This is a genomic window from Nitratireductor aquibiodomus, from assembly GCF_900105565.1.
Classification (GTDB): Bacteria; Pseudomonadota; Alphaproteobacteria; order Rhizobiales; family Rhizobiaceae; genus Nitratireductor; species Nitratireductor aquibiodomus.
Map to the genome: position 1 here is coordinate 4,021,788 of NZ_FNSL01000001.1, position 13,054 is coordinate 4,034,841.

General features: G+C 62.2%; 13 protein-coding genes. 2 read left to right on the forward strand and 11 right to left on the reverse strand.

Features of this window, described 5'->3' with window-relative positions:
• Positions 1 to 76: 76 nt before the first annotated feature.
• The 6 genes from BLW55_RS18970 to BLW55_RS18995 form a co-directional block, all read right to left on the reverse strand.
• The gene (locus BLW55_RS18970; RefSeq protein ID WP_090329814.1) at positions 77 to 547 is read right to left on the reverse strand and encodes a molybdenum cofactor biosynthesis protein MoaE; all 471 of its coding nucleotides are present in this window, start codon (positions 545 to 547) and stop codon (positions 77 to 79) included.
• A gap of 2 nt (positions 548 to 549) precedes the next feature.
• Positions 550 to 807: a molybdopterin converting factor subunit 1 gene (moaD, locus tag BLW55_RS18975; RefSeq protein WP_036540019.1), complete on the reverse strand. Its 258-nt coding sequence runs from the start codon at positions 805 to 807 to the stop codon at positions 550 to 552.
• The gene (gene pgsA / locus BLW55_RS18980; RefSeq protein WP_007007669.1) at positions 804 to 1,403 is read right to left on the reverse strand and encodes a CDP-diacylglycerol--glycerol-3-phosphate 3-phosphatidyltransferase; all 600 of its coding nucleotides are present in this window, start codon (positions 1,401 to 1,403) and stop codon (positions 804 to 806) included. Before pgsA ends, moaD begins: the two co-directional genes overlap by 4 nt.
• Positions 1,404 to 1,572: 169 nt before the next feature.
• Positions 1,573 to 3,522: an excinuclease ABC subunit UvrC gene (gene uvrC / locus BLW55_RS18985; protein ID WP_370671636.1), complete on the reverse strand. Its 1,950-nt coding sequence runs from the start codon at positions 3,520 to 3,522 to the stop codon at positions 1,573 to 1,575.
• Between the two features lie 14 nt (positions 3,523 to 3,536).
• Positions 3,537 to 4,301, reverse strand: a complete 765-nt coding sequence (locus tag BLW55_RS18990) for an SDR family oxidoreductase (RefSeq protein WP_007007666.1) — start codon at positions 4,299 to 4,301, stop codon at positions 3,537 to 3,539.
• Between the two features lie 166 nt (positions 4,302 to 4,467).
• Entirely contained in the window at positions 4,468 to 5,409 is a 942-nt protein-coding gene (locus tag BLW55_RS18995; RefSeq protein WP_025030185.1) for a calcium/sodium antiporter, read from the reverse strand.
• Positions 5,410 to 5,711: 302 nt separating this feature from the next.
• Between BLW55_RS18995 and BLW55_RS19000 the strand changes: the two genes are divergently transcribed.
• On the forward strand, positions 5,712 to 6,383 hold the full coding sequence (locus BLW55_RS19000; RefSeq protein WP_007007663.1) for an outer membrane protein: 672 nt from the start codon (positions 5,712 to 5,714) through the stop codon (positions 6,381 to 6,383).
• Between the two features lie 52 nt (positions 6,384 to 6,435).
• Here the strand turns inward: BLW55_RS19000 and BLW55_RS19005 are convergent, their stop codons facing one another.
• The 3 genes from BLW55_RS19005 to BLW55_RS19015 all read right to left on the reverse strand — a co-directional run bounded on the left by BLW55_RS19005 (position 6,436) and on the right by BLW55_RS19015 (position 8,481).
• Entirely contained in the window at positions 6,436 to 7,104 is a 669-nt protein-coding gene (locus BLW55_RS19005; protein ID WP_090329815.1) for a ribonuclease T2 family protein, read from the reverse strand.
• A gap of 23 nt (positions 7,105 to 7,127) precedes the next feature.
• Positions 7,128 to 7,553, reverse strand: a complete 426-nt coding sequence (locus tag BLW55_RS19010; RefSeq protein ID WP_090329816.1) for a hypothetical protein — start codon at positions 7,551 to 7,553, stop codon at positions 7,128 to 7,130.
• A gap of 79 nt (positions 7,554 to 7,632) precedes the next feature.
• Positions 7,633 to 8,481, reverse strand: coding sequence for a 23S rRNA (adenine(2030)-N(6))-methyltransferase RlmJ (locus BLW55_RS19015; protein ID WP_090329817.1), 849 nt, complete (start codon positions 8,479 to 8,481; stop codon positions 7,633 to 7,635).
• A gap of 84 nt (positions 8,482 to 8,565) precedes the next feature.
• On the opposite strand from BLW55_RS19015, the gene BLW55_RS19020 reads away from it, so the two are divergent.
• Positions 8,566 to 10,668: a molybdopterin-containing oxidoreductase family protein gene (locus BLW55_RS19020; protein WP_090329818.1), complete on the forward strand. Its 2,103-nt coding sequence runs from the start codon at positions 8,566 to 8,568 to the stop codon at positions 10,666 to 10,668.
• Between the two features lie 638 nt (positions 10,669 to 11,306).
• Here BLW55_RS19020 and purN read toward each other — a convergent pair.
• Together purN and purM are read right to left on the reverse strand one after the other, a co-directional pair.
• On the reverse strand, positions 11,307 to 11,981 hold the full coding sequence (gene purN, locus BLW55_RS19025; RefSeq protein WP_090329819.1) for a phosphoribosylglycinamide formyltransferase: 675 nt from the start codon (positions 11,979 to 11,981) through the stop codon (positions 11,307 to 11,309).
• Positions 11,978 to 13,045, reverse strand: coding sequence for a phosphoribosylformylglycinamidine cyclo-ligase (purM, locus tag BLW55_RS19030; protein WP_090329820.1), 1,068 nt, complete (start codon positions 13,043 to 13,045; stop codon positions 11,978 to 11,980). The genes purN and purM overlap by 4 nt, the downstream gene beginning before the upstream one ends.
• Positions 13,046 to 13,054 lie beyond the last annotated feature (9 nt).

The following is a 13,054-nucleotide window of genomic DNA, read 5'->3' on the forward strand; positions in this document are numbered from 1 at the left end:
CCTGAATGGTTTGTCGAAACGTCTAGTCTTGAGAGAAATGATCGCTATCGTTAGCAAGGCGTAAAGGCCGCCGGCCTCAGCGCTCCCAGCGCTTCATGTCTTCCTGGTCACGGTCTTTGGCTTCCACCCAGCCGGCCTCGGTTTCGCCCGCGGCGTGTTCCTTCTTCCAGAAGGGTGCGCGGGATTTAAGATAGTCCATGAGGAAGTCTGCGGCCTCGAAGGCCGCGCGCCTGTGGGGGGAGGCCGCGACCACGAGAACGATGTTTTCGCCAGGTGCGATCCTGCCGAAACGGTGGATAACCGACAGACCGCTAAGCGGCCAGCGCTGCGCCGCCTCGTCGGCGATGCGGCCAATCTCCGCCTCGGCCATACCGGGATAATGTTCCAGCTCAAGCGCTTCCAGCCGGCCGTCCTCATCGCGGCAGAGCCCGGTGAAACTCACGATCGCGCCCACGTCGCGCCGTCCGTCGGTCAGTCGCCGGGCTTCCGTGGCGAGGTCGAAATCACCGGCCTGAACGCGCACCAGCGGTTCGCAGACGGATGTCATGGTCACCCCCCGGTCATCGGCGGGAAGAGCGCAATCTCACCATTGGCGGGGAGAGGGGCCGCATGGTCCGCATGTTCCTGGTTGATGGCGACGCGAATGACTTCCGGGCGCTCCAGCGCGGTCTCGTAGTTTTCGCCGCGTTCTTTCAGCCAGTTGAGCAGGTCTGCCACCGTCTTGACGTCGGCAGGCAGGTCCACCGTCTCTTCAGGCAGCCCGATGCGTTCGCGCACCCATGCAAAGTAAATCAGCTTCATCGTCATTCCTCCACGATGTGCTTCAGCCCGGCGCGGAAATAGTCATAGCCCGTATAAAGCGTGACGATGGCGGAAATCCAGAGCAGCACGATACCGAGCTGCGTGGTGTAGGGCAGGACCTTGTCACCGGCAGGCCCCGCGAGCAGGAAGCCGATCGCCACCATCTGGATCGTGGTCTTCCATTTCGCGAGCTGCGTGACGGGAACGCTGACCTTGAGGGCAGCAAGATACTCGCGCAGACCCGAAACGAGAATTTCACGGCAAAGGATGATGATCGCTGCCCACAGCGTCCACCCGGCGATGGTGCGGTCCGTGTCGGCTGCAAGCAGCAGAAGGCAGGTGGAAACGAGCAGCTTGTCAGCGATGGGGTCGAGCATCTTGCCGATGTTCGATGTCTGCTCCCAGATGCGGGCCAGATAGCCGTCCAGATAGTCTGTGATGCTGGCGGCGATAAACAGCGCCAGTGCCGACCAGCGGGCGAAATCGCTTGATTGAAGCCTGCCTTCCAGAAAAAAGCACAGGACAATCGCCGGCACCGCGAGAATTCTGCCATAGGTCAGGAGGTTCGGAATGTTGAATGCCGGTGTGCTACGTCTGGCCATGAAGCGCAATCCTGCTCCGGTCTGCCGCGGAGCACCAGCAGGTGCCCCAGTCTGTTGAATTCGACGCTGCCAGCTTGAACCGGCCGCCTGCCAATCACTTCCTGTCAAATCAGAACCCGGCGCCTACGGCAAGCGCCAACCATGCCGGGCGCGACGAAACAGCGCCGCCTCAGCCGTTTTCGTGAAAATGGTTATAGATCTGGCGTGCGATGGCCTCCGAAATGCCGTCCACCGCGGTAAGGTCTTCGATGCCGGCGCGGCTCACCGCTTTGGCGGTGCCGAAATGGTGCAGAAGCGCGCGCTTGCGGCCGGGGCCGATGCCGCCGATCTCGTCGAGCGGGTTTTTCACCATCTCCTTCTTGCGTCGGGCACGGTGCGAACCGATGGCAAACCGGTGCGCTTCATCGCGCAGCCGCTGAATGAAATAGAGAACCGGATCGCGCACGGGCAGGCTGAACGGGTTTCTGCCTGCCATGAAAAAGCGCTCGCGCCCGGCATCGCGATCAACACCCTTGGCGACACCGATGGCCGTCACCAGACCGGCAATTCCGAGTTCCTCCAGAACCTGCGTGACCGCCGCCAGTTGCCCCTGTCCGCCGTCGATGAGAAGGACATCGGGCCAGGCAGGCATCTCCGCCGCATCCGTTTCCTGCGTATCGATGTCAGGTGCATCCGCGGAGCCCGGCAACCCGTTCTCCTTGATCAGGCGTGAGAAGCGCCGCTGCATCACTTCGCGCATCATGCCGTAGTCGTCGCCGGGCGTGATGTCGGTCGAACGGATGTTGAACTTCCGGTACTGGTTCTTCGCAAAACCCTCCGCACCGGCAACGATCATGCCGCCCACCGCGTTGGTTCCCATGATGTGCGAGTTGTCGTAGACCTCGATACGGCGCGGCGCGCCATCCAGGCCGAATGTTTCGGCAAACCCTTCCATCAGCCGCGCCTGCGAGGAGGTCTCGGCCAGCCGCCGCCCCAGCGCCTCGCGGGCGTTCTGCAGGGCATGGTCGGTCAGGTCCTTCTTTTCGCCGCGCTGCGGGCAGGAGACCTGCACCTTCCGGCCGGCCCGTGTGGCGAGTGCATCGGCCAGAAGGTCCTGCTCCTCGATCTCGTGCGACAGGAGCACCATGCGGGGGCAGGGCTTGTCGTCGTAGAACTGGGCGAGAAAGGCACCAAGCACTTCCTGCGCTTCAAGGCTCGGATCGGCCTTCGGAAAATAGGCCCGATTGCCCCAGTTCTGTCCGGTCCGGAAGAAGAAGACCTGTATGCAGTTCTGCCCGCCCTCCTGATGGATCGCGAACACATCGGCCTCTTCGACACCCTGCGGGTTGATGCCCTGATGGCTTTGCACATGGCTCAGGGCGGAAAGCCGGTCGCGGTAGATCGCGGCGCGTTCGAAATCGAGCGCCTCGGAGGCTTCCTGCATCGACTGGGCGATTTCGGCTTTCACCTTGCTGGAACGGCCCGAAAGAAAGGCTTTGGCCTCCGAAACCAGCTCGGCATAGTCGTCCTCGCTGATTTCGCCCGTGCAGGGCCCGGAACAGCGCTTGATCTGGAAGAGGAGGCAGGGGCGCGTGCGGCTTTCAAACACCGAATCGGTGCAGGTACGCAGGAGAAAGGCGCGCTGCAGGGAATTGATTGTGCGCCCGACGGCCCCCGCCGAGGCGAACGGGCCGAAATAATCGCCCTTCTTCGAGCGTGCGCCGCGATGCTTGAAGATGCCGGGCGCCGGATGGTCGCCGGTCAGAAGGATATAGGGGAACGACTTGTCGTCGCGCAAAAGGACATTGAAGCGTGGCCGCAGCCGCTTGATGAGGTTCGCTTCCAGAAGCAGCGCTTCGGTTTCCGTTCGCGTAACCACGAATTCCATGGACGCCGTCTCGCGCACCATGCGGCCGATACGGTTTGTATGGCCGCGGCCCTGCGCGTAGTTGGTCACGCGCTTCTTGAGGCTGCGCGCCTTGCCCACATAAAGGACATCGCCTTCGGCATTCATCATGCGGTAGACGCCGGGAGCGTTGGGTAGACGCTTGACGGCCGACTGGATGACCTCAATGCCGACAACACCGCCCGTCGTCTCGCCGCTGTCCCACTCCAGCGCCAGGTTCGCCGGCTCTTTCAATGTGATTTTGGCGCTCACTCGGGCACTCCTGCCACGTCCGGCGTTTCCCATGCCAGATGCTGTCCGCCGTCGAGCGCGATCATCTGACCGGTAATCGAGCGTGTCTCCCACAGATACCGGATGGTGCGGCCGAAATCCGCCAGATCGGGGCCACGCTCCAGAATAAGGGCGTCCGTCTGCCTGTCGAAATCCGCCTGCTGCTGGCGCTGGTTCGGCAGGGTGGGGCCGGGGCCAATGGCGTTGACACGTATGTTCGGCCCGAGCGCCTGAGCCATGGTTCGCGTGGCTGTCCAGAGGGCCGACTTCGAAAGCGTGTAGCTGAAGAAGCGCGGGTTAAGGCGCCATACGCGCTGGTCGATCATGTTGACGATCAGCGCGTCCTGACCGCCCGGAAGCGCGTGCACCAGCGCCTGTGCGATCAAAGCCGGTGCTTTCACATGCAGGTCGAAATGCGCATCCCAGCTTTCGTCCGTGAAATCGGCAAGGCCGTCATCCTCGAACACGGAGGCGTTGTTGACGAGAATGGATGGCACGCCGAGCGCGCGGCGGGTCTGCTCGATCAGGTCGCGGGTTGCCGCGCCATCCTGCAGATCGGCCTGCACCACTCTGGCTTCACCACCATCCCTGACGATCTCATCGGCAAGCTTTTCGGCTGCCTCGCGGGAACGGCTGCAGTGAATGGCAACGGCGAACCCGTGCTCTGCCAGATCGCGCGCAATGGCCGCGCCGATGCGCCTCGCACCTCCGGTTACCAGTGCCGTTGCCCTCGATTGAGCCATGTCTTTCCCATCTTGTTCAACTCAGCTGCGAATCCTGACGCCATGCGCCAGCGCATTCTACAACTTTGTTTAAGCCCAATGCCCATGACGTCCAAGCCTGCAGAGCGTTCGACCGTTCACTGCTGACAGGTGCACGCTTTCTCCGCTACCGGGTTTTCGCGCAGGATCAAAAGACCGTGGCAATGTAACCCGCAAAGCCGGCAAGCATCGCGCTACCCATGAGCTTGCCTGACGCAATGCGCAGGAAGCCGAGAAGTGCGAGCACACAGGCGGCGGCGAGCATCACCCACATGTCGATGGAGACAATGCGCGGATCCACGGCGATTGGCGTAATCAACGCTGTCAGGCCCATGATGCAGGCGATGTTAAAGATGTTCGATCCCACGATATTGCCCAGCGCAACGGTGGAATGGCGCTTCAATGCAGCCGCCAGGCTCGTGGCGAGCTCGGGAAGCGAGGTGCCGATGGCAACGATCGTCAGACCGATGACGGCATCGCTCACGCCAAAACTCTCGGCGATCCTGACGGCACCGGCCACGGTCAGCTGGGCTGCGACTGGCAATCCGATCACGCCGGCGATCAGGTAGGTGGAGATCCGTTTGCGGTCGTGTGGGGCCTCGCCGATCTCTTCATGGAAGTCGTGGTCGGCCGGTGCCTTGCCGTTCACCGCATCGCGCGCCTGCCACGCGATGAAGGCGCAGAGACCCGCGAAAAGCACTGCGCCTTCGATCCGGGTGATGATGCCACCCGTGAGCATCCACATGAATATGACGGTCGAGACGAGCATGGCCACCAGATTGCGCCGCAGCCCTTTGCCGTCCGATACGATCGGATAGATGATCGCCGGCAGACCAAGCACCAGCAGGATGTTGGCGATGTTGGAGCCGACCACATTGCCGACCGCCAGACCGGGCGCTCCCGAAAGGGCCGCCTGGATGGAGGTGAAGAGTTCGGGTGCAGACGTTCCGAAGGCCACCACTGTCAGACCGATGATCAGTGGAGAAATGCCGAGGTTTTCCGCCAGTCCCACAGCGCCCTTGACGAATATGTCACCGGCCAGCACCAGAAGGATGACACCGGCTGCAAGTATGAGCAGGCTGAAAAGCATGAGGAACCTCGTGAGAATCGGAACAGCCGCCGGAATATAGGTGCTCGAATGCTGGCCCCCAAGGTGTCCGCCCCGGCATGTTGCTCTTTTGCAACGTCAATTTTCCGCCTTATTGGCGCCCCTGAAAGACCTATTTTTCGGGCACGTTCAGCCTCATTTCGCGCCCAGATAGGTCTCATGCGAGATCGGCCCGCTTCCTCCCAGGATGACCGGTCTCGCCAGCGTGGTGCGTTTGAACGGGCATGATGCCAAGAGGGGCGCCCACAGCTTTGAAAATGCTAGTGGCTTAAGGAGTATGGACCATGAAAGCCCATAAGAACGTCATTCTTTCCGCGGCCGCAGCCGTCGGTTTTGTTGCAGTGGCTGGTGCCGCACAGGCTGCTGACGCAGTCATGGAGCAGCCGCCCGCACCGCCTGCCGCGCCGGTGATCTCCACCCCGATCAACGATTGGGAAGGTGGCTATGCCGGTATCGCGCTTGGCTATGGCTTCTCCGGTGAGACCGCAGCCAATCAGCCGGTCGCAGGCAATGACATTGATACCGATGGCTTTGTCGGCAACGGCTTCGCCGGCTGGAACTTCCAGTCGGGCAGCTTTGTCTACGGTGTTGAAGGCGATGTCGGTTACAACGGTATGAAGGGCACCAATGCCGGTGTCGAATCCAAGCACGGCGTCGACGGCACGCTGCGCGCCCGTCTCGGCGTTGCCGCGACCGACAACATCCTGATCTACGGCACGGCCGGTGGCGCTGCGCAGCGTCTGAAGATCACCGATGCGGCCGGTTCCGACACCAACACCATGCTCGGCTGGACGGCCGGTGCCGGCGTCGATGCCAAGCTGACCGACAAGGTCTTCGGCCGCGTCGAATACCGTTACACCAAGTTCGGTGACGAAGCGTTCAACACCGGCAGCGGTGCGCAGGAAGTCAGCGACAGCTCCAACAAGGTCATGTTCGGCCTTGGTATGCAGTTCTGATCGAAGCGACAGACTGAAATGGAAAAGCCGGGCCCTGTGCCCGGCTTTTTCTTTATCCGCCCCGCGCCGGCGGCATCAGGACTCGCTCGCGCCGGCAGTCCTTTCGGTCCACGGCCTCGCAGGACCGGAACTCCAGATCCCTGGTCATGCAAATGCGCACTTCGCGCAGATAGCGATTGTCGCAGGTGACGGCGATGGCGTCTTTCTTCAGGCCGGGATTGGCTTCAAGGAAGGCCTCTTCCACACGTTTCGGCGAAACCATCTCCGGCTTCGCCAGCCGGCGGAACTCGGGGGGCGTTTCCACACGCTCCCGCGCTTTGCGGGAGAGGGCGAAATAGTTCTCCTGCGCAAACCCGGTACACATGCCGTGCTTGCGCCATTGATGGCCCATCAGGCCTGCCGAGGGCATGATGTCTCGATACTGATCAACCAGCGCATTGGGCACACGCTGCGGCCGCTTCGAACGGCAGTACTCGGGGTAACTTTTCTCATATTGCGGCCAGAGCCCGTGGACCACGAAGGCATAGGGCCGCTCGCGTCCGCATTGCTGCCGGTTGGCCTCCGCACCTTCGGCGGCGCAGTAGCTGGGCGACCAGCTTAGCGACAGCACATAGAAATCGAACTCACCCGCCGGCGCGCCGCGCTCGCCGGCAATCGCCGGGGCAGGGAATGTCACAAGACATGCCAGAAGGGCGGCGGAAAGCCGCTTTGCGATACGCATGGTCCGCCCCGCAATCGCGTCGTCTATCGCAGCACGCGGCAGTGGCCGTCATAGACGTTCCAGCGATCGAAGCCGGAAACGCAGAACTCGACATTGTTGCCGAGTCCGGCAAGGCCCTGGCCATATTCGATCAGATACCAGATCGTCCGGTCGCGCCCATCGGAGAGGCGCGCGGTGGCGCGGCAATAGCGCCGCTCGATCGGGCTGTCATAGGAGGACGGGCTGTAGCGTGTCTGGTAGGACCCGTAGAAATCGACGATGTCGACGTCGGGCAGGTTCGGCACATGGGTGACCTGATATCGGAAACGCTTCTGAATGGTCGAATGAACGCGCGCATCCGCGCAGACATCGTCCACCGCGCCATAAACGCCGACCGGATCGGTTGCCATCGCCTGCATCGAAAGGAACGATGCGGTGAGGCCGGCTGCAAGAGCCAAAAAGCGCGCCATAGGTCTGTCTCCCGGATTGTTGCGGTGCGGTGGATTGAAGTTTTGCGCCAGTGAGCGGTTTGGGTCAAGCATGGTCACGCTATTCTGCCGTAAGCCTTTCGAGTGCCCAGCGGCCCTTGCCCTCTTCGCCAAGAATGCCGGCAAGAACAGGAAGCAGCGTTTCCATCTCCTCGCGCAGCACGAAAGGCGGGTTGACCACGATCATGCCCGTCCCGTCGAGGCGCGGTTCATCGGAGGGCGCGCGCAATTCGAGACGGATGTCGATCACATCGGCAATGCCGCTTTCGGTAAGGTGTCTGCGGAACGCCTGAACCGCGTCATGGTTCTTGATCGGGTACCAGACCGCATAGATGCCGCCCGGCCAGCGCCGGTGCGCCTTTTCAAGTTTCGTGACGATGCGCCCGAACTCGTCTTCTTCCTCGAAGGGCGGGTCGATCAGCACCAGTCCGCGCTTTTCCTTCGGCGGCAGATGCGCGCCCAGCGCCAGCCAGCCATCGAGTTCGATGACCCGTGTCTGGAAATCGCCTGCAAAAACTTCCTTCAGCCGCGCGGCGTCCTGTGGGTGCAGTTCGATGGCGGTCAGACGATCCTGCTTGCGCAGAAGATGGCGCACGAGGCGCGGCGAGCCGGGATAGTGCTGGATCCCCGCACCCTGATTCTCCTTATGAACCGCTTCCAGTAAGGGATTCAAAAGGTTCGATGTTTTCTCATCGAGGGAAGTCTCGACCAGTCGGCCGATCCCGTCGCGCCATTCGCCGGTTTTCTGCGCCTCTTCCGAACTCAGGTCGTAGAGGCCGATACCCGCATGCGTGTCGATCACGCGGAAGGGTTTCTCCTTTCGCTTCAGATATTCGACGATGCGCGCCAGAATGGCGTGCTTGACCACATCGGCGAAGTTTCCGGCATGATAGGCGTGGCGATAGTTCATGTTTCCAGCTTCAGTGAGGCCTGCACGTGATTTTCTGTTCACTGGCTCTACGCGTCCGTACAGAAAATCGCTAGTGTTCCCGCCATGAACACACACGCAAACATCCATATCGGCCATTCGGCCTGTCCGCATGACTGCCCGTCGACCTGTGCGCTCGATGTCGAGGTGAAGGACGGGCGCATCGGTCGCGTCCATGGCGCCAAGGACAACAGTTACACCGCCGGCGTGATCTGCGCCAAGGTTGCCCGCTATGCCGAACGCATCCACCACCCCGACCGCCTGCTGAAACCGCTGGTTCGTTCCGGCGCAAAAGGCGAGGGGCAGTGGAAGGAGGCGAGCTGGGAGGCCGCGCTCGACCGTGTTGCCGAAGCCTTCCTGAAGGCGGAGGAAAAACTCGGGAGCGAGACGGTCTGGCCTTATTACTATGCCGGCACGATGGGACTTGTGCAGCGCGATTCCATAGACCGCCTGCGACACGCCAAACGCTATTCCGGCTTTTTTGGCACGGTCTGCACCAATGCGGCCTGGACCGGCTTTGTCATGGGTGCGGGCGATTTGCGCGGGCCCGATCCACGCGAAATGGCCAAGTCCGACTGCGTGGTGATCTGGGGCACCAACGCCGTTGCGACCCAGGTCAATGTGATGACGCATGCGATCAAGGCGCGCAAGGAGCGCGGTGCGAAGATCATTGTCATCGACGTCTACGACAATGCGACCATGAAACAGGCCGATCTCGGCCTCGTTCTGAAGCCGGGCACGGATGCTGCCCTTGCCTGCGCGGTCATGCATGTCCTTTTCCGCGATGGTCTGGCTGACTGGGCATTTCTCGACAAATACACCGACGATCCCAGGGGGCTCGAAGCGCATCTGAAGACACGCACGCCCGAATGGGCGTCTGCCATTACCGGCCTTTCGGTTGACGAAATCGAGACCTTTGCCAGGCTGGTGGGCGAGACGAAACGCACCTTCTTCCGGCTGGGCTATGGATTTACGCGCAATCGCAATGGCGTTGTGAACATGCATGCCGCCCTTTCCATCGCGGCCGTCACCGGCTGCTGGCAATATGAGGGCGGAGGGGCGTTTCATTCCAACTCCGGCATCTTCCGCCTCGACAAGTCGCAGATCGAGGGCAGTGCGCTGTGCGATCCGTCCATCCGATCGCTGGATCAGGCACAGATCGGGCGCATTCTGACCAATGATGCTGAGGCACTGCATGGGGGGGCACCCGTCACCGCACTTCTGATCCAGAACACCAATCCGGCCAACATCGCTCCGGAACAGCGGCTGGTGAATAAGGGTTTTCTGCGCGAGGACCTTTTCACCTGCGTGCACGAGCAGTTCATGACCGACACGGCGAAGCTTGCCGATGTGGTTCTGCCGGCGACGATGTTTTTGGAACATGACGACATCTATCGCGGTGGCGGCCACCAGCACATCATTCTCGGCCCCAAACTGGTGGATGCCCCCGGCGAGGCACGGGAAAACCTGTTCGTGATCGAGGAGCTTGCGGAGCGTCTCGGCGTTGCCGACAAGGGCGGTTTTGGTCTGACGGCGCGCGAGCATGTCGAGTTCATGCTGGAGAAGCGCGGGCTTGGTACGTTCGAAAGCTTCAAGGCCGATCGTTGGGCCGATGTGCAGCCGGATTTCGACACTGCGCATTTCGTCGACGGTTTCGGTCATCCTGACGGCAAGTATCGGTTCCGGCCCGACTGGACGGGAACGCCTGCGCCCAACCGCCCGCCGGCCTCTATCGGCCTGCAGGGGCCGCACGCGCGCATGCCGGAGTTTCCCGACCATATGGATTTCATCGAAGTGGCGGATCCGGAGCATCCCTATCGACTGGCGACCTCGCCGGCGCGCACCTTCCTGAATTCGAGCTTTACGGAAACGCCGGGCTCGGTGAAACGGGAAGGGCGACCGGAGCTGATGCTGCACCCCGACGATGCCGTTGAGCTTGGGCTTCAAGGCGGTGATCGCGTGGAGATCGGCAATCAGCGTGGCGCAGTGGTGCTGCACGTCAAGCTTTTTGACGGTGTGCGGCGCGGCGTGGTGATTGCCGAGGGCATCTGGCCGAACAGCGCGCATGAGCGCGGTGAGGGCATCAATGTATTGACCGGTGCCGATTCCATCGCGCCATATGGCGGCGCGGCGTTCCACGACACGAAGGTGTGGGTGCGGGCTGTGTGAGGACCAGGCCGTGCGCTCGCGCATTCTGCTAATGGGTTCCGAATAGCCTGCGGCTTCCGGGATGACGGGGCATTGCAAGACAGGCACCTTCGTTGCCGCGCGGGGTCTTCCGCCGGGGTTTGCATCGTTCGGGAAACGGGGCGCGTTTTTCGTGCCTCTCTGTTGGAATTGAAGTGGCGCGAAAAGCGCGCCCCGCCGGCCGCTGTCCCGACTGCCGACCGGTCACTCGGGCGATCTGTGCCCTAGCGGCTTTTCCGCAACCGACATGATGCCGGCCGCCGGCCTTTCGCGGGCCCTCACAGGCCTCGGGTTACCGAACCCGAGGGGGAGGCTGCCGTCGCCCCTCCTGATCCCCGGCTCCGGACCCGGTTCCCGACAGGCGCGATGGGGGGGAGTGTAGTGGAGGTTTTGGGGATGGGGGAAAAGGAGTGAATGGTAAATGGTGAATAGTGAATGGGATAAGCGCTTCAAACGCGTCGACATCCCATGGCAGACCATAGGATCCATGCCGTTGCGGTGGTGACGGGGTGCGGCTGAGAAAAATTGCGTTTCGCCTTGAAGGGCTGCGGTTTATCCCCGGCGCTTTGGCATGGGTCCTCGGATCAGGTCCGAGGATGACGAAGATTGAGGCTTCCCCCTCAATCGCGGCGTTCGCCGGGAGAAACGATCGCGATATCTCGATGTTCGTCCTCGACGCCGGAGAACACGGCCACGCCATCGGACATCCGCACGCGGCCTTCCGCCAGAAGGCGGAGCGCCAGTGGGTAAAGACGGTGCTCAAGCTTCAGAACACGCTCGCCAAGCGTCTCTTCCGTGTCGTCGGTGAGAACGGGAACGGCGGCCTGGGCGATGATCGGGCCCTCATCCATCTCCGGCGTGACGAAATGAACGGTGCATCCGTGGACGCGCACGCCGGTTGCAAGTGCGCGGGCATGCGTATCAAGCCCGCGAAAGCTGGGCAGGAGGGCAGGGTGGATGTTGATCATACGCCCTTTCCATTTCTGCACAAAATCCGGGCTGAGAAGGCGCATGTAACCAGCCAGACAGACAATTTCCGCCTTGAGCTCGGTCAGCGCCTTGTGGATCGCCGCATCATGCGCCTCGCGTCCATCATAATCGCGCGATGACACCACTCTTGTGGCGATGCTGTGCGTGGCGGCAATCTCAAGGCCACGGGCGTCGGCGCGGTTGGAGACCACACCGACGATCTCGGCTGGAAACGACGGGTCGATGGCGGCCGCGATGAGGGCCGCCATGTTGGACCCGCGGCCGGAAATAAGGACCGCTACCCTTTTGCGTGTCCGGCGCGTCATAGGGCGAGAGAACCGCGATAGGTGACGCCGGCAGCCTGGCGCGGGACGATCTGGCCAAGCATGGTGACATGCTCGCCCGCCTGCTGGAGGAGTGCCGCGATCTGTGCCGCCTCATCGGCGGCAACCGCCACAACCATGCCGATGCCGCAATTGAAGGTGGAGAGCATTTCGCTCTCGGCAACACCGCCCGTCTTGGCGAGCCAGGAAAAGACCGCCGGCACGTCGATTGCATCGAGGTCGATTTCGGCGGCCAGATGATCGGGGAGAACACGCGGCAGGTTTTCCGGAAAACCGCCACCGGTGATGTGGGCCAGCGCCTTGATGCCCCAGGCGGCCTTCAATGTGGCAAGCAGGGGTTTGACATAGATACGGGTTGGCTCGAGCAGCGCTTCACCGAGTGTCTGGCCCGGCGCGAAGGGGGCTTTGTCGTCCCAGCCGAGGCCGGCATCGGAAACGATGCGGCGCACCAGCGAAAAACCGTTGGAATGAACGCCGGAGGAGGCGAGGCCCAGAAGGACGTCGCCCTCGGCAATGTCGCCTGTGGGCAGAAGCCGGTCGCGCTCTGCCGCGCCCACGGCGAAGCCCGCCAGGTCGTAATCCTCGCCGTGATACATGCCCGGCATTTCCGCCGTCTCGCCACCGATCAGCGCGCATCCGGCCTGCCGGCAGCCCTCGGCAATGCCCGAAACGATGGCCGCACCCTGGTCGGGATCGAGCCTGCCGGTTGCGAAATAGTCGAGGAAGAAGAGCGGCTCGGCACCCTGAACGACAAGATCGTTGACGCACATGGCAACGAGGTCGATGCCGACCGTGTCGTGCCGGTCCGCATCAATGGCGATCTTGAGCTTGGTGCCGACGCCATCATTGGCGGCCACGAGGATGGGGTCGGTAAAGCCTGCCGCCTTGAGATCGAACAGGCCGCCGAAGCCGCCGATCTCGCTGTCGGCGCCCGGCCGGCGCGTGGCGCGCACCATGGGCTTGATCTTGTCCACCATCCGGCTGCCGGCATCGATATCGACGCCCGCATCGGCATAGGTGAGGCCGTTTTTACGTTCCTGAGCCATTTCGTTCTC

Coding starts and splice junctions, on each gene's coding strand:
- BLW55_RS18970 (WP_090329814.1), bottom strand. CDS start 547: ATGACATCCGTCTGCGAACCGCTGGTGCGCGTTCAGGCCGGTGATTTC.
- moaD (WP_036540019.1), bottom strand. CDS start 807: ATGACGATGAAGCTGATTTACTTTGCATGGGTGCGCGAACGCATCGGG.
- pgsA (WP_007007669.1), bottom strand. CDS start 1,403: ATGGCCAGACGTAGCACACCGGCATTCAACATTCCGAACCTCCTGACC.
- BLW55_RS18990 (WP_007007666.1), bottom strand. CDS start 4,301: ATGGCTCAATCGAGGGCAACGGCACTGGTAACCGGAGGTGCGAGGCGC.
- BLW55_RS18995 (WP_025030185.1), bottom strand. CDS start 5,409: ATGCTTTTCAGCCTGCTCATACTTGCAGCCGGTGTCATCCTTCTGGTG.
- BLW55_RS19000 (WP_007007663.1), top strand. CDS start 5,712: ATGAAAGCCCATAAGAACGTCATTCTTTCCGCGGCCGCAGCCGTCGGT.
- BLW55_RS19005 (WP_090329815.1), bottom strand. CDS start 7,104: ATGCGTATCGCAAAGCGGCTTTCCGCCGCCCTTCTGGCATGTCTTGTG.
- BLW55_RS19010 (WP_090329816.1), bottom strand. CDS start 7,553: ATGGCGCGCTTTTTGGCTCTTGCAGCCGGCCTCACCGCATCGTTCCTT.
- BLW55_RS19015 (WP_090329817.1), bottom strand. CDS start 8,481: ATGAACTATCGCCACGCCTATCATGCCGGAAACTTCGCCGATGTGGTC.
- BLW55_RS19020 (WP_090329818.1), top strand. CDS start 8,566: ATGAACACACACGCAAACATCCATATCGGCCATTCGGCCTGTCCGCAT.
- purN (WP_090329819.1), bottom strand. CDS start 11,981: ATGACGCGCCGGACACGCAAAAGGGTAGCGGTCCTTATTTCCGGCCGC.
- purM (WP_090329820.1), bottom strand. CDS start 13,045: ATGGCTCAGGAACGTAAAAACGGCCTCACCTATGCCGATGCGGGCGTC.